14 protein-coding genes are annotated in these 13,756 nt (G+C 71.4%); 6 read left to right on the forward strand and 8 right to left on the reverse strand.

The features are described 5' to 3' along the window. Positions 1–14: 14 nt before the first annotated feature. Entirely contained in the window at positions 15–776 is a 762-nt protein-coding gene (locus IEY87_RS22030) for a hypothetical protein (protein WP_189140612.1), read from the forward strand. 14 nt (positions 777–790) lie between these two features. Here the strand turns inward: IEY87_RS22030 and IEY87_RS22035 are convergent, their stop codons facing one another. After that, a complete protein-coding gene (locus IEY87_RS22035) occupies positions 791–1,693 on the reverse strand; it encodes an SPFH domain-containing protein (RefSeq protein WP_189140613.1) in 903 nt (300 codons plus the stop codon). A gap of 243 nt (positions 1,694–1,936) precedes the next feature. On the opposite strand from IEY87_RS22035, the gene IEY87_RS22040 reads away from it, so the two are divergent. Next, the gene (locus IEY87_RS22040; protein WP_189140614.1) at positions 1,937–2,362 is read left to right on the forward strand and encodes an Hsp20/alpha crystallin family protein; all 426 of its coding nucleotides are present in this window, start codon (positions 1,937–1,939) and stop codon (positions 2,360–2,362) included. Positions 2,363–2,420: 58 nt separating this feature from the next. After that, positions 2,421–2,732, forward strand: a complete 312-nt coding sequence (locus tag IEY87_RS22045) for a MerR family transcriptional regulator (RefSeq protein WP_225277239.1) — start codon at positions 2,421–2,423, stop codon at positions 2,730–2,732. On the opposite strand, the gene IEY87_RS46995 is transcribed toward IEY87_RS22045, so the two are convergent. The 7 genes from IEY87_RS46995 to IEY87_RS22080 all read right to left on the reverse strand — a co-directional run bounded on the left by IEY87_RS46995 (position 2,716) and on the right by IEY87_RS22080 (position 9,494). Further along, the gene (locus IEY87_RS46995; RefSeq protein WP_308112953.1) at positions 2,716–4,509 is read right to left on the reverse strand and encodes an acyltransferase; all 1,794 of its coding nucleotides are present in this window, start codon (positions 4,507–4,509) and stop codon (positions 2,716–2,718) included. The two genes, IEY87_RS22045 and IEY87_RS46995, sit on opposite strands and share 17 nt — an antisense overlap. Positions 4,510–4,572: 63 nt before the next feature. Beyond that, a complete protein-coding gene (locus tag IEY87_RS22055; protein ID WP_189140616.1) occupies positions 4,573–5,820 on the reverse strand; it encodes a PP2C family protein-serine/threonine phosphatase in 1,248 nt (415 codons plus the stop codon). Positions 5,821–5,822: 2 nt separating this feature from the next. Next, positions 5,823–6,620: an alpha/beta fold hydrolase gene (locus IEY87_RS22060; RefSeq protein WP_189140617.1), complete on the reverse strand. Its 798-nt coding sequence runs from the start codon at positions 6,618–6,620 to the stop codon at positions 5,823–5,825. Between the two features lie 67 nt (positions 6,621–6,687). Beyond that, the gene (locus IEY87_RS22065) at positions 6,688–7,767 is read right to left on the reverse strand and encodes a PP2C family protein-serine/threonine phosphatase (RefSeq protein WP_189140618.1); all 1,080 of its coding nucleotides are present in this window, start codon (positions 7,765–7,767) and stop codon (positions 6,688–6,690) included. A 180-nt stretch (positions 7,768–7,947) separates the two neighbouring features. Continuing rightward, complete coding sequence (locus IEY87_RS22070) at positions 7,948–8,289, reverse strand: TraR/DksA family transcriptional regulator (protein ID WP_189140619.1); 342 nt, start codon at positions 8,287–8,289, stop codon at positions 7,948–7,950. A 296-nt stretch (positions 8,290–8,585) separates the two neighbouring features. Continuing rightward, positions 8,586–9,005: a TraR/DksA family transcriptional regulator gene (locus IEY87_RS22075; RefSeq protein WP_189140620.1), complete on the reverse strand. Its 420-nt coding sequence runs from the start codon at positions 9,003–9,005 to the stop codon at positions 8,586–8,588. A gap of 132 nt (positions 9,006–9,137) precedes the next feature. Beyond that, a complete protein-coding gene (locus IEY87_RS22080) occupies positions 9,138–9,494 on the reverse strand; it encodes a hypothetical protein (protein WP_189140621.1) in 357 nt (118 codons plus the stop codon). A gap of 195 nt (positions 9,495–9,689) precedes the next feature. On the opposite strand from IEY87_RS22080, the gene IEY87_RS22085 reads away from it, so the two are divergent. The 3 genes from IEY87_RS22085 to IEY87_RS22095 all read left to right on the forward strand — a co-directional run bounded on the left by IEY87_RS22085 (position 9,690) and on the right by IEY87_RS22095 (position 13,754). After that, on the forward strand, positions 9,690–10,031 hold the full coding sequence (locus tag IEY87_RS22085; RefSeq protein ID WP_189140622.1) for a hypothetical protein: 342 nt from the start codon (positions 9,690–9,692) through the stop codon (positions 10,029–10,031). 51 nt (positions 10,032–10,082) lie between these two features. Further along, positions 10,083–12,326 carry a protein translocase subunit SecD gene (gene secD / locus IEY87_RS22090; protein ID WP_189140623.1) on the forward strand — a complete coding sequence of 748 codons (2,244 nt, stop codon included), beginning with the start codon at positions 10,083–10,085 and terminating at the stop codon, positions 12,324–12,326. Between the two features lie 189 nt (positions 12,327–12,515). Continuing rightward, the gene (locus tag IEY87_RS22095) at positions 12,516–13,754 is read left to right on the forward strand and encodes a PP2C family protein-serine/threonine phosphatase (RefSeq protein ID WP_225277240.1); all 1,239 of its coding nucleotides are present in this window, start codon (positions 12,516–12,518) and stop codon (positions 13,752–13,754) included. Positions 13,755–13,756 lie beyond the last annotated feature (2 nt).

A 13,756-nucleotide genomic window follows, 5' to 3' on the forward strand; every position in this document is an offset into this window, starting at 1 on the left:
GCATGATCACCTTCATGAAGAAGACGATCATCGCGCTGGCGGCCTGCGCCCCCCTGCTGGTGGCCCTCCCCGCCCAGGCCGCCGCCCCCAAGGCCAAAGATCCCGTACGGGCGCTGAAGGGCCAATTCGTCGCCGGGCACGGCGTGCGCTTCACCGAGACCACCACCCTGTCGGGCGAAGCCCGCACAGTGAAGGCGCAGAGCCGCAAGGGCACCTTCCAGTTCGGCGCCCAAGGGATCGCGGCCTCCGACACCGTGGCCACGTCAGGCATGGGACGCGAGCGGGTCATCAACATCGGCAAGGTCGGCTACACCTCGGGCGGCTCGGTGAAGAAACTGCTTCCTGAAGGCAAGACCTGGTACAAGTCCCGTGACACCGGTGGCGCCGGTGGCTATCTGGGGCAGGCCATCAACCCCGTCGAGCCTCGGACTCTGGCCGTCCTGATCAAGAAGGGAAAAGTGACCCGGCGCGCCATCACCGGGAAGATCACCTTCAAGGAGCTCGACAAGGTGTCGCCCTGGGCGACCAAGTCGGCCCCGCTGCGCGTGAACAAGGCCACAAAGGTGTCCTACACCCTCACCCTCACCTCGGCCGGGCTCGTGAGCAGCGTGAAGAGCTCGTACGTGTACGGCGACAAGAGCGGCATGACCGTCACGGTCGACAGCCGGTTCACCGGCTGGGGGACCAAGGTGTCGATCAGGGCGCCCAAGTCCACGACGGTGACCGGCAAGCTGATCGGTGAGGTGCCCGACTCGCTCCTGAACGGATCGAAGTAGAGGGATGTCCCCGGTCAGCGGGCCTGGGTGGTGAGGTCGGCGAGGTGGCGCTCCACGACCGCCAGCCGGTCGGGGACCGAGCTGCTGTGCAGGAGCTCGGCCAGGTCGTCGGCCTCGTCCCGCGCCAGCACGATGGTCCGCAGCGGCGTGTCCTCGACGCCGGAGCCGTAGACGAACAGCGTGCGCTCGGCGCCTTGCGCCAGCACGGCCAGGCGCTGCCCGCCGAGGGTCAGGCGGTGGTGCAACGTCCCGGTGCCGGGCACGGTCTGCGACGTCATCGTCTGCGGGGGCACTGTCTGCGAGGCCGCCACGGGCAGGGTGGCCGTGCCGGATCCGTCGTGCTGGGCGGCCAGCGCCGCCGCCCGCCGGATGGCGAACCCGTCGGCCCACTCCAGCAGGTCCTCCTTGAGCCGGATCTCGATCCGGGAGAACTCGACCAGGGCCACCTCGACGCCCCACGCGCCGGTGCGCTCGGTGATCTCGGCCGACAGCTCGCGCAGGTCGTCGTCCGTCAGTCCGGCCAGTTCGATCAGGTCGTGGCGGGAGACGAAGCGGCGGATCGCCTCCTCGGCCTCGGTGACGGTCGCCGAGATCGGTGAGGTGTGATGCCGGGCGTAGCCGACCGGGTCACGCACCGACGCCAGCGCGAGACCGTTGACGCTCACCGTCACCCCGTCGGCCGTGGTGGCGGCGAGCCAGAGGATGTCCAGGTAGTCGGGTTCGTGCGGGGTCATGACCGCGTTGTCCACTCCCGGGAGTACGGCGGTGAGACCGGGGCCCTTCACCGTGGTCTCGCGACCGCGCCTGGTCACCACGAGCCGCCGGCCTCGGGGAACGAAGACGATGACGGCTCTGATGACGGCGGCGGCGAGCAGGATCATGATCATGCTCACTCCGAGGGCGATCGCGTTCATCATCTCTCCTTCCTGCTCGCTGTCCCTCCACTCTGGCCGTTGGCGGCAGGTTCCACTATCGGGCCTGGCACCCATCTTTCGCGGGTGAGCCATGTAGGAGGGACCGGCTCACCCGCGCCGGACCACCGCCGGCACGCCGTCGAAGATTTCTCCGCCGACGTCGCTTGACATCGGAAGGAGAGGTAACCTACAACTGTGATTAGAAGTTAGGTGTCACCGAAGAAGCGACCAAGGGGGTATGCAGAGATGCTTCTCACGTCCATCGACCCGTTCCTTCAGGAGTTCGAGCGCCAGTTCAGCCAACTGGCCCGTAAATCGTTCGACACCGCCGTCATGCCGATGGACGGGCTGCGCCGCGACGACGACGTGGTCCTGCGCTTCGACCTTCCGGGCGTGGACCCCGGCTCCGTCGAGGTGACCGTCGACCGCGGCGTCCTCAGCGTCACCGCCACGCGCGAGGAGGAGATCGGCCAGGACGAGCGGCTGTTCGTCCGCGAGCGCCCGATGGGCACCTTCACCAGGCGCGTCTACCTGTCGGAGCACCTGGACAGCGACAGGATCGAGGCGGGCTACACGGACGGCGTGCTGACCGTGCGGATCCCCGTCACGGAGCGGGCCAAGCCGCGCAAGGTCGAGATCCAGCGCGCCGACAACAAGGCCATCAGGGCCTGATGCGGGTGCCGGGGGGCGGGCGCCCCGGTTCCCGCCCCCCGGACCCGAGGAGGTCATGATGTCCGAGCTGCCCTTCGACGACGAGCGCGCGCCGCTCTATTCCCTGGGTCAGGTGTCCGAGATGCTCCAGGTGCGGCAGGCCTTCCTGCGGCGCCTCGACCAGCACGACGTCATCAGCCCCAGCCGATCGGCCGGCGGCCAGCGCCGCTACTCACGCAGGGACGTCATGGCCGTCCAGCACGTCACGCGGATGGCGGACGAGGGCATGACCCTCGTCGCCATCCGCCGCATTCTCGAGCTCGAAAGCGAGCTCACCGTGCTTCGCGCCGAGCTCAAGGAGGCCCGCGACCGGCTCAGCGGCCAGGAGTGACCGCCTGGTCGTCATGCGCGTCCAGCGCGGGCTCGGGCCGGTGCACGCCACGGGGACGATAGCCGAGCGATTCGGCGACGCCGAGCAGGTCGGCGACGTACCACAGGGTCGCCAGCCACATCTCGGTGCCCTGCAGGCCCGGCCGGTGGTCGCGGTGCTGGGGGCCGCTCAACGGCGGATGGGCGAACGGGAAGCCCTGGCCGTCGACCCACTGCCCGATGATCGCGTCCACCTGCCCGGCCGCCCAGGCGGTCACCTCCTTGGCCCGGTGCGCGCTCTGCCGCCGGGCCAGCCAGAGCGGATGCGCCACGTCCAGGACATTGCACGCGGTGGTGCGGCCGGGCCCGAAATGCCGCTCGTCGGCGGCGTGCGCCAGCACCGTGTCGATGACCCGCTCCGGGTACGGCACCGGCAGCCCGAACTGCGCGAACGAGCCCCGTACGGCCCGGTAGTAGCCGTTGACCGCCTGCAGCAGCCCGTCGGCCGCGCGGGACGGGGACCACAGGCCGCTGTCGCGGCGGCAGCGCACCAGCAGTCCGCCGAGGAAGGCGTCGACGGCGGTGCGCGAGCCTGGGGCGGGAAAGTGGCGGAGGTTCCACATCAGGGCGGTGCCCAGCGTGTCCACCGTCGCTCCCGCACCCCAGCCGCCGGCCCGCCACGCCAGCCCGTCGAGCACGGCGGTGAGGTCGGCCGGCGACATCCGCGCGACCGCGCCGACGGGGTGCTCGAAGCGGGAGCCGAGCAGATCGAGCGCGTACCCGAGGCTGAGCACGTGATAGTGCGCCGACCCGTCCTCGAACCCCGCCGGCGGCGGCCCGGGCGAGCCGGCGGCGTCGAGCAGCGGGGTCAGGCCCGTCACCGGGTCCTGGCCCTGCCGGAGCCTGCGGACATGCTCGGCCTGCGGCAGTTGTCCCGGGGGAGCGTCCGACAGCAGGTACGACAGCTCGACGGCATCGGCGTGCGCCCGCAGGGTGGCGGGCTCACCGGGGGCGTTCACGTACCGGCCGGTGGGTGTTCCGTCGGCGGGTGCGTTCTGGCCGTTGTGCGTCTGGTCGGTGGGGGCCGCGCCTCGGGCGACGGGTGTGTTCGGCTCCCAGCTTCGCTCGATGATCGCGGCCGCCTGCTCTCTGGCCCTGGCCGCCAGGCCGGCCAGGGCGTGTGCGGTGCCGGTGGCGCGGGAGGTGTGGCGGCGGTCGCGGATGAGGCGGGCCGGGTTGCCGGCCACCACCGCCCAGGCGGGCACGTCCTTGGTCACCACGGAGCCCGCGCCGATCACCGCGTGGGAGCCCACCGTGACGCCGTCCACGATCACCACGTTCGAGCCGATCCAGACGTCGTCGCCGATGGTGATGCCGCGCTCGGTCAGCGGCTGCCGGTGGACGGGCCGGTCCGGCTCCATCGCATGGTTGAAGCCGAGGATCGAGGTGTGCGCGCCGACGCGGACGCCATCGCCCATGGTCACCGCGCCGCGCACCACGGCGAAGGCGTTCACGCTGCAGTCGTGGCCCGCGTGGAAGGCGCCGGTGACGTACGCGTGCGCGGCGATGTAGGAGTCGTCGCCCATCCGCAGGCCGCTCGGGTGCACCATGGCCAGCTCCGAGATGAAGACGCGCGCCCCGATCGAGCCGCCCGTGAGCTCGGCGAGGGCCGCCTGCCGGCCGAGCTGGGCCTGGCGCCGCTCCTCGGTCGCCTCATGCCAGAACAGCCAGGCGTTGTAGTCCAGCATGGCCGTGTCGTGGCTCGACGGCTCCACGTCGGCACCGGATGCCGTGTCCATACGCACTCCTCTTGATGGCGAGGCCGCGGGCCTCCCAGAAACGGGGTCAGGGCAGGTACGGGCTCAGGTGGGTGGGACGCCGAGCGCGAGCAGGGCGGTGTCGTCGTCGACGCCCGCGCCGAAGCTCTCGATGAGGCGGGTGGCCGCCGCGATCGTGGCGGCGGCCGATGTGGGGGCCAGCCTGCCGGCGAAGGCCAGCAGCGCCTCGTCGCCGTAGCGTCCGTCGCCGGAGTAGGTGCGGGCCTCGGTGATCCCGTCGGTGTAGAGCAGGAGGGTGTCGCCGCGTTCCAGCCGGGCCTCGGCGACGACGAACGACGGCGACGGCAGCAGCCCGACGGGCATCCCGCCGGTAGTGGGCACGTAGCAGGCCCGGCCGTCGGCGCACAGCAGCAGCGCCGGGGGATGGCCGCCGCCGGCCAGGGTGACGGTGAAGCCGTCCCGCTCGGCGGCGAGGATGCCGACGATGACCGTGCAGTAGCGTGAGCTGTCGCCGGTATAGCGCTCCTGCAGGGCGGTGTTGAGCGTGCCGAGCATGCTGATCGGCTCCGGCGCGTGCAGGGCTGCGGCGCGCAACGTGGCGCGGGTCAGCGAGGTCACCGCCGCCGCCTCCGGCCCCTTGCCGCACACGTCACCGAGGAAGAAGCACCAGCGCTCGCCGCCCAGTGCGAACAGGTCGTAGAAGTCGCCGCTCAGGTCGTCCTGCGAGGCCGCGTGGTAGGCGGCGACGGCCTCCAGGCCGGGCACCTTGGGCAGCGAGGGGGGAAGCAGGCTGCGCTGCAGCGTGCCCAGCACGCTCTTCAGCCGCTCGCGGTCGCGCTCGGCGATCCGCCGGGCCTCCTCCGCCTCGTGCCGGGCGCGCAGCAACTCGCTCTCGTACGCCCGGCGGTCGCGGGCGTCGAAGACCGTGGTCCGGACGAGGAGTTGCCGGCCGTCGCCCGCGGTCTTCACGACGGAGGTGACCAGCACGGGCAGCCGGCTGCCGTTGACGGTCCGTATCTCGAGCGCGATCCCGTTGAGCTCGCCCTGCATGCGCAGCAGCGGCGCGACATGGGTCTCGTGGTAAAGCTTGCCGCCCACCGTGAGCAGATCGGGAAAGCGCAGCCGGCCGATGACCTCGGCGCGGGTGTAGCCGACCCAGTTCAGCAGGGTCCTGTTGATCTTGACGACCGTGCCGTCCATGAGCGTGGACAGGTAGCCGCAGGGGGCGTTCTCGTACAGTTCCTCCGCGCTGTCCTCCAGCAGGGCGCTGACGTCGGCCATGCCGTCCTGGCCGGGTCGCTCGGGCTGTTCGGGGGCGGGCCGGGGTTTCATCGTCAGTCGCGGGCGAAGGAGGCGATGGCCGCGGCGGTGACCTCGGGGGCGCTCAGCTGCGGGCAGTGGCCGACCGCGTCCAGCGTGACGATCCGGCTGCCGGGGATCGCGGCGTGCACATACGCGCCCACCTCGGGCGGCGCGATCATGTCCTGCCGGCACTCCAGGATCAGCGTCGGCATCTTCACCGAAGCGAGATCCTCGCGATTGTCGGACAGGAACGTGGTGCGGGCGAACACCCGGGCGACCGCCGGGTCGGTGCGGCAGAAGCTGTCGGTCAGCTCCTGGCCCAGCTCGGGCCGGTCCGGGGCGTTCACGATGATCGGGGCCATGGTGGCGGACCAGCCCAGATAGTTGGACTCCAGCGAGTCGAGCAGCTCGTCGATGTCGGCGGCGCTGAAACCGCCCCGGTAGTCACCCTCGTCGATGTAGCAAGGAGAGGGGACGAGCAGCACGAGCTTGCCGAAGCGGAGCGGCTCGCGCGCCGCCGCCAGGACGCCGACCATGGAACTGACCGAGTGGCCGACGAACACCACGTCCCGCAGGTCCAGCTCGCGGCAGATGTCCAGCACGTCGTCCGCGTAACCGTCCAGCGACGCGTAGCGCTCCTCCCGCCACGCCGACACGTCGGAACGCCCGGAGCCGACATAGTCGAACAGGACGACCTGGAACTCCTCGGCCAGCGCGGGCGCCACCAGCCGCCAGAGACTCTGGTCGCAGCCGAACCCATGGGCCAGCATCACGATCGGTGCGCCGGGCTGCCCGGTGACCACGACGTTGTTCCGGATACGTACCTCCATACCGGACATTGTGTCATTCGGGTCTCGGCAGGTTCGCGCCCGGCGTACCGGCTCACCTCCGGTCGGTTCAGGCGGGGATGCGGCGGAGCAGGAGCATCGCCGCGTCGTCGAGCAGCGGCCCCCCGACATGCCGCACCAGATCGCCCCGCAGGGAGTCCAGCGCCGTCTGCGGGTCGTCGGCCATCAGCAGCGGGGCCCGCTCGGCCAGGGGATAGAACTCGCCGGAGGCGTTGCGCGCCTCGATGACCCCGTCGGTGAACAGCAGGATCTGATCCCCGTTCTCGAACATCACCCGGTGCGGCTTCGGCCGGTCGGCGGCCAGCGCGCCGAGTCCGAGCGGCAGCCCCTCGTGCGGGGGCTCCATCGCCGTGATCCGCCCGTCCGGGCTGATGAGCAGCGGCGCCGGATGGCCGCAGTTGTACAGCGAGATCTCCGAGTGGTGCACCTCGGCCACGATCGCGGTGACGAACATCTCGCCGCTCAGATGCCGCGCGAGGCTCGCCTCCAGCCGCTCGCCCACATCCGGCAACTCCGCCTCGTCATAGGCGGCCTCGCGGAAGGCGCCGAGCACCCAGGCCGCCGTCTCCACCGCCGCCAGCCCTTTGCCCTGCACGTCCCCGATGAGCAGGCGTACGCCGTGCGGCGTGGTGACGACCTCGTAGAGGTCGCCGCCGATCTGCGCCTCGGCGGCGGCGGAGGTGTAGGACAGCGCCACCCGCAGGTCGGCGGCCCGCCGGGGGACCGGGCGCAGCAGGACGCGCTGGGCCGCCTCCGCGACGAGCCGGACGTTCGCCAGCTCCCGCTCACGCTTGAGCCGCAGGTGGGCGGCCAGCATGCTCGCGGCGGTGACGCCGACGATCGTGACGATGGTGATGGTGTTCTGCCGCTTGAGCAGCAGGCCGTTGTAGGAGGCCAGGGGGACGCAGATGACGATCGCCACCGCGCCCACCATCGCGGTCCGCCGCACGCCGCCGGACACCGACGCGAACGTCGGGCCGAGGGTGAGGAGCGGCAGGAAGCCGAGCGACGGCCCGGCGAGCAGGTCGATCACGGCCACCGCGAACAGCACGACGAACGGCAGCCACCGCAGCGCCCCCAGCGACGTCACCGGGCGCGTCCGCAGGCGGCCCGCGTCGCCTTCTCCCATGCTTGCAGCACTGTCCCCCCACACCGCCGGTCCGACACTGGGCAAGATTCAACCATGACACGGCCTGACAGCGCTGGTCTCACTGAGCACCGGGCCGACGCCGGGCGCCCGCACCGGGTCGACGTCGCGCGCCCGCACAGGGCTGTCGCCGCGCGCCCGCACCGGGCGCGCGGCCTGTCGTCAGCGAGCCTCGTGCCGCTGGCGGCAGGGCATGCAGTGGCGGGTCAACGGCCTGATCTTCAGCCGCTCGAACGGGATCGACGCGTCGCAGTCGACGCACCGGCCGTAGGTGCCCTCCGCCAGTCGCGCCAGGCTCTTGTTGATGTCGGTGATCATCCGCTCGGTGGCGGCCAGGTCGGCGAGCACGCTCTGCCGTGACCCGTCGTCCGTTCCACCGCTGTCCACCAGCGCCCTGAGCTCGTCCAGGCGCGACGTGCGCCAGATGAGCTGCGTGCGCAGGTGCTCGGTGATGGACTGGACCTGGGTGTCGCTGATCATGGTGAACTCGTCGTGCTGGGTCATGGGTGTTCCTTCGTGAAGTCGTGGCACGGCTGACCGGCCGTGCAGGTGTGATCGCCCGCAGGGCGTCGGAGCCCGTGCGAGGTGGGCGGGAATGCCGTGCGACGTCCGGCGTCGTCTCGTTCGACGGGCGCTCGCCCGTCACCGTCCGTCCCTCGCCGCGCGCGCCAGAACGGACGCCGGGGTCCGGCGCCCGATTCGTCGATGATCAGTGAGTGGCGAGGCCCGTCAACAGGGCCGGGGTATGCGGAGAACGACCGTGGCCCGGCGGTTCAGCTCGGGCGCGCGGTCGTCACCGATCACGCCGCCGTCCCAGCGCGCCCCGCGTCCGTCCGCACGGAACCCTCTGTCCGCGCGGAACCTTCCGTCCCCAGCGGGCTCTCGGCCCGCCGCGCGCTGCGCGTCCGCCCCGTGTGCTCTGTCCGTCCCGCGCTGCCGCAGCCGGCGCAGAGTTGTTCCTGCGGAGCGCGCAGCAGGACCTCGTACGGGATGAAGGCGCTGCACCGCCGGCAGGTGCCGTACAGGCCGCGGTCCATCCGCTCGAGCGCCGCCTCGATCGCGGCGACCTGTTCCCTGGCCGGCCCCGCCTGGCTTGGCACGGCGATCCCGGCCAGCACGTCACGGGCCGCGGTGAGCCGCTCCTCCAGCAGCTCGCGCAGCTCTTCCAGACGCGCCAGGTGGTGGTCGTAGTCCTGCATGAATGTCTGCAATGAAGCCATGAGTCATCGCTCCCAGCCTGAGGATTCCGGCGCGGTCCGCGAGGCGGATACGCCGATGAGCCCCGGTGCCGTCGGGCGCGTGGCGGCGCCGCAAAGCCTCGTGGAGGCGGCAAGGGGGAAGGACGGGGACCTCTAGAGGGCCGGCGGACTTCGCGAACCGGCGGCCCGGTGCCCGGGCTGCTGAGGCCCGCGGATGCTCGCCGAGTCGGCCTCGGACCAGGCCAGCGCGGGCCGCACGGACGCGGGCTGGGCCTCGTGGCGGGGCAGCCCCAGGCGCGGCAGGTGCTCCGGGCCGCGGAAAGGCTGCAACGGCAGGGTGGACAGGGCCGACACCTCGGAGCCCGGCGTCATCACGTCGGTGATGCCGGAACGCTCGGCGCTCCCGCTCGCCCAGGTGGGCGCGGAAGCGGCCATGACCAGGGCAAGCAGCAGCAGAACCACCACCGCCGGGAAAGCGGCGGAGGAACGAGAAGTGCCCCAGGTCGCCATGAGGCCGACCATAGCCCACTTTTCTGAGAAGGGCACTTGCCCGCGCTCCCGCTTTCAGGGACAAGGCCCACTTTGGGCCCCCGCACAGCGATGTCTCCAGCGGGCACGCCGGGCGCAGGCTACGGTGAGGAGGGCCCGCGGGACCGTACGCGGCCAGACGGACCAAGGCAGAAACCGAGACAGAGGGGAGGCGCCGTGCGGACCAGACTGCCCGCCGCGCTGCTCCTGCTGCTGTCCTGGTTCCTGCCCGCCACCGGGCACGCGCACGCCGCCGCCCAGGTCGGCGTCGTGCACGAGGCGACCTGGCACGCCGAGCAGCATCCCGGCGCACGGCAGTTGCCCTTCCATCCGGCCTCGGCGCACGCGCGGACCGGCCCGTACGACGTGATCGGCGGCGGGAGCGCCGTGCTCGCGTCGGGCGGCCCGCACGCGCGCACCACCTGGGCCGTCGTCGTGCGGCGGCCCGCCACCGGCGCCCCCGTCACCCGGCACCGCGACACCACGTCCGCGCGGGCGCCGCCCTCCACAGTGCGCTGAAGACACCTTTTCTTGCACTTTTGAGCCCTTTAAGCCCTGTGGAGGCTTTTCATGTCACGTGCGCCTTTGTGGCGCGCGCTGGCGGCGTTCGCCGTCATCGCCACCTCATTGTTCCTCGCCTTCAGTACGGAGCCGCGCCTGGGACTGGACCTGCGCGGCGGCACCCAGCTCGTCTTCGAGACCAAGGACTCGCCGACGGTCAAGGCGGACTCGGAGGCCACCGACCGTGCCCTTGACGTGCTCCGCCGCCGGGCGGACGCGCTCGGGGTCGTCGACCCCACCCTGGTCCGCTCCGGCGAGAAGCGGATCATCGTCGAGCTGCCCGGCGTGCTCGACCCCCAGCAGGCGGCCGAGGTCATCGGCCGCACCGCCCAGCTCGCCTTCCACTCGGTGGAGGGCCTGGCCGAGCAGGGCGACAAGACGGCGCTGCCCGACGAGAGCGGGCAGCCGCTCAAGCTCACCCCGCCCGTGATCAGCGGCGACGGGATCACCGACGCGGCGGCGGAGAGCGACCCGCAGCGCGGTCCCGGCTGGTGGGTCAGCGTCCAGTTCCGCGACGCGGCCGCCTGGCAGAAGATGACCGGCGAGGCCGCCTGCGCCCCCGCCGGCGACCCGAAACGGCGGGTCGTGATCGTGCTCGACAAGGAGATCATCTCCTCGCCGCAGGTCGACCCGTCCGTGCCGTGCCGCGCCGGCATCCCCGGCGGCGGCACCGACATCACCGGTTCGTTCACCCATGAGGAGGCCAACGAGCTGGCCGTGCTGATCAAGGGCGGCGCCCTGCCGCTGCCGATGGACCTGGTGGAGCAGCGCACGGTCGGCCCGACGCTCGGTGCGGACGCGATCGAGGCCAGCGCCAAGGCCGCCGTCGTGGGCCTGATCGCCACCACGCTGTTCATCATCATCGTCTACCGCCTCGTCGGCCTCCTCGCCGCTGTCGCGCTGGTCTGCTACGGCCTGATCGCCTACGCGGTGCTGGTGGCGATGGGGGCGACGTTCACCTTGCCGGGACTCGCCGGGTTCGTGCTGGCGATCGGCATGGCCGTCGACGCCAACGTGCTCGTCTTCGAGCGGGCCAGGGAGGAGTACCACCAGGCGCCGGCGCGCGGCCTGAAGTCGGCGCTCGACCGGGGGTTCAAGTTCGCCTGGAGCGCCATCGCCGACTCCAACATCACCACCCTGATCGCCGCCGGCCTGCTGTTCTGGCTGGCCTCCGGCCCGGTCAAGGGCTTCGGTGTGACGCTCGGGATCGGTGTGCTGGCCTCGCTGGTGTCAGCCATGGTGATCACTAGGGCGCTCACTCAGCTGGCCATCAACCGGATCGGGCCCCGCATCTCGGGTCTGGGCTCCATCGGCTCGGTCAGGACCTGGCTGACGCGCAAGAACCCGCAGCTCATGTCCGCCAGGAAGCTGTGGCTGATCGTGGCGGGCGGCATCGCGGTGGTGGCGCTCGCCGGGCTGTTCTCCCGCGGGCTGAACTTCGGCGTCGAGTTCACCGGCGGCAGGATCGTCGAGTTCGGCACGGCCCAGCCGCTGTCGGCGGACAAGGCCAGGCAGGCGGTGGCCCAGGCGGGCTTCCCCAACGCGGTGGTGCAGTCGTCCGGCGACGGCGTCTCCGTGCGGGCCGGCGCGCTCACCATCCCCGAGGTGGCCAAGATCGAGGCGGCGCTGGAGGGGCAGGCGGGCGAGGTGACCAAGCAGCGCGACGAGTTCATCGGCCCCAGCCTCGGCGAGGAGCTGCGGCGCAACGCCCTGATCGCGCTGGCCGTGGCCGTGGCGGCGCAGCTCGCCTACCTGGCCTTCCGGTTCAGGTGGTCGTTCGGCGCGGCGGCGGTGATCGCGCTGCTGGTGGACGTCTCCGTCGTGATCGGACTGTTCGCCTGGCTCGGCAAGCCGATCGACGGCGTCTTCCTCGCCGCGATGCTGACCGTCGTCGGCTACTCGGTCAACGACAAGGTGGTGGTGTTCGACCGGGTGCGCGAGCTGTGGGCGGCCCGGCGCAAGGCGCCGCTGTCCGAGGCGGTGAACGGGGCGATCCTGCAGACCATGCCGCGGACGGTCAACACCGGGCTGGGCGCGCTGTTCATCCTGGTGGCCCTGGCCGTCTTCGGCGGGGACTCCCTGCGCGACTTCGCCATCGCGCTGGTCGCGGGCATCGTGGTCGGCACCTTGTCGTCGTCGTTCGTGGCGGGGCCGATGGCGATCGTGCTCGGCAGATTCGACGGGCAGTCGCCCCCCGAGCCGCCCAAGCCGCGGGCCAAGCGGTCGCGCGAGGGCTCGGGCGCCGTCGTGTGACCAGGTCCTGAGGGGGCGTGACCACCAGGTCACGCCCCCTTGCGTTCCGCGTCACGATGCGGGTACGGCGAAGCGCTCCTGGTTTTCCTGGGCCGTTTAACCACCTTTGACATGGGCTTTCACGAATCAAGCGGGTGAGGCGCCGATAATTGTCAGCAAGAATCAGCCGAAACAGGGGCAAACAACGCCATGAACGGCCCTCGCAGCGTGGATCGGATGCTGGTCAGCCTGCTGGACCTCGGCGGGCAGGCCACCCTGGAACGACTGCCGTCCCTGGTGGGACAGCACCTTCCGGCGGCGGGCATCCGGGCTTGCCTGATCTACCTCGCCGACCTGCAGCAGACCAGGATGCGCCTGCTTCCTGACCTGGACGCCCCGGTGCCCGAAGGAAACGACAAACCGCCCGAAGAGCTGCGCATCGACTCCACCTACGGCGGCCGCGCCTTCCAGGAGGACCGGATTCTGCGCCATCGTGACGAGAACGGCCAGGGCTGCTGGTGGGTGCCCTTGCGCAACGGCGCCGAACGCCTGGGCGTGCTGCACGTCCTGGCCGACCGGCCCGACGACGTGGACGAGCAACTCGTCCGCGCGCTGGCCGCGATGGTGGCGCTCTTCGTGGCGAGCAAACGCGCCTTCAGCGACGCCTACCCCCGCCTGGTGCGTTCGCGGCCGATGAACGTGGCGGCGGAGATGCTCTGGCACCTGATGCCCCCGCTGACATTCGCCAACGCCGAGGTGACGGTCGCCGGGATGCTGGAGCCGGCCTACGAGATCGGCGGCGACGCCTTCGACTACGCGCTGGCGGACGACATCGTCCATCTGGCGATCTTCGATGCCATGGGGCACGACCTGGCCGCCGGGCTGGCCGCCAACCTCGCCCTGGCCACCTCCCGCAGCCTGCGCCGGCGGGGCGCGGATCTGGCCGCCAACAGCGAGGGCATCGAGAGCCTGCTGCTGAAGGAGCTGGGGGAGAGCTGCCGGTTCGTCACCGCCGTCATGGCCGACTTCGATCTGCGCACCGGCGTGCTCACCTGGGTCAACCGAGGCCACCCCCCGCCCATCCTCATCCGGGGCGGCCGGTGGATCACCGCGCTCGACTGCCCGCCCGCGCCACCGCTGGGCCTGGGCCTGGACCAGCCCGTCAGCGTCTGCCGCGAGCAGCTCGAACCGGGCGACCGCCTGCTTCTCTACACCGACGGCATCATCGAGGCCGGCAGCCATCAGGGGAAGGAGTTCGGGGTGGCCCGCTTCGTCGACTTCATCCTGCGCCACTGCGCCGCCCGGCTGCCCGTCCCCGAGACGCTGCGCCGGCTCATCAAGGACGTCCTCGACCACCATGACGGCCGGCTCCACGACGACGCGACCGTCCTGCTCACCGAATGGCACGGGCGCACGGGCACCTGCGAGGTGAGAAGCGGCCTCTCCTGAGG

Source organism: Nonomuraea glycinis, assembly GCF_014646515.1.
GTDB classification, from domain to species: Bacteria; Actinomycetota; Actinomycetes; order Streptosporangiales; family Streptosporangiaceae; genus Nonomuraea; species Nonomuraea glycinis.

Coding starts and splice junctions, on each gene's coding strand:
- IEY87_RS22030 (WP_189140612.1), top strand. CDS start 15: ATGAAGAAGACGATCATCGCGCTGGCGGCCTGCGCCCCCCTGCTGGTG.
- IEY87_RS22035 (WP_189140613.1), bottom strand. CDS start 1,693: ATGATGAACGCGATCGCCCTCGGAGTGAGCATGATCATGATCCTGCTC.
- IEY87_RS22040 (WP_189140614.1), top strand. CDS start 1,937: ATGCTTCTCACGTCCATCGACCCGTTCCTTCAGGAGTTCGAGCGCCAG.
- IEY87_RS22045 (WP_225277239.1), top strand. CDS start 2,421: ATGTCCGAGCTGCCCTTCGACGACGAGCGCGCGCCGCTCTATTCCCTG.
- IEY87_RS46995 (WP_308112953.1), bottom strand. CDS start 4,509: ATGGACACGGCATCCGGTGCCGACGTGGAGCCGTCGAGCCACGACACG.
- IEY87_RS22055 (WP_189140616.1), bottom strand. CDS start 5,820: ATGAAACCCCGGCCCGCCCCCGAACAGCCCGAGCGACCCGGCCAGGAC.
- IEY87_RS22060 (WP_189140617.1), bottom strand. CDS start 6,620: ATGGAGGTACGTATCCGGAACAACGTCGTGGTCACCGGGCAGCCCGGC.
- IEY87_RS22065 (WP_189140618.1), bottom strand. CDS start 7,767: ATGGGAGAAGGCGACGCGGGCCGCCTGCGGACGCGCCCGGTGACGTCG.
- IEY87_RS22070 (WP_189140619.1), bottom strand. CDS start 8,289: ATGACCCAGCACGACGAGTTCACCATGATCAGCGACACCCAGGTCCAG.
- IEY87_RS22075 (WP_189140620.1), bottom strand. CDS start 9,005: ATGGCTTCATTGCAGACATTCATGCAGGACTACGACCACCACCTGGCG.
- IEY87_RS22080 (WP_189140621.1), bottom strand. CDS start 9,494: ATGGCGACCTGGGGCACTTCTCGTTCCTCCGCCGCTTTCCCGGCGGTG.
- secD (WP_189140623.1), top strand. CDS start 10,083: ATGTCACGTGCGCCTTTGTGGCGCGCGCTGGCGGCGTTCGCCGTCATC.
- IEY87_RS22095 (WP_225277240.1), top strand. CDS start 12,516: ATGAACGGCCCTCGCAGCGTGGATCGGATGCTGGTCAGCCTGCTGGAC.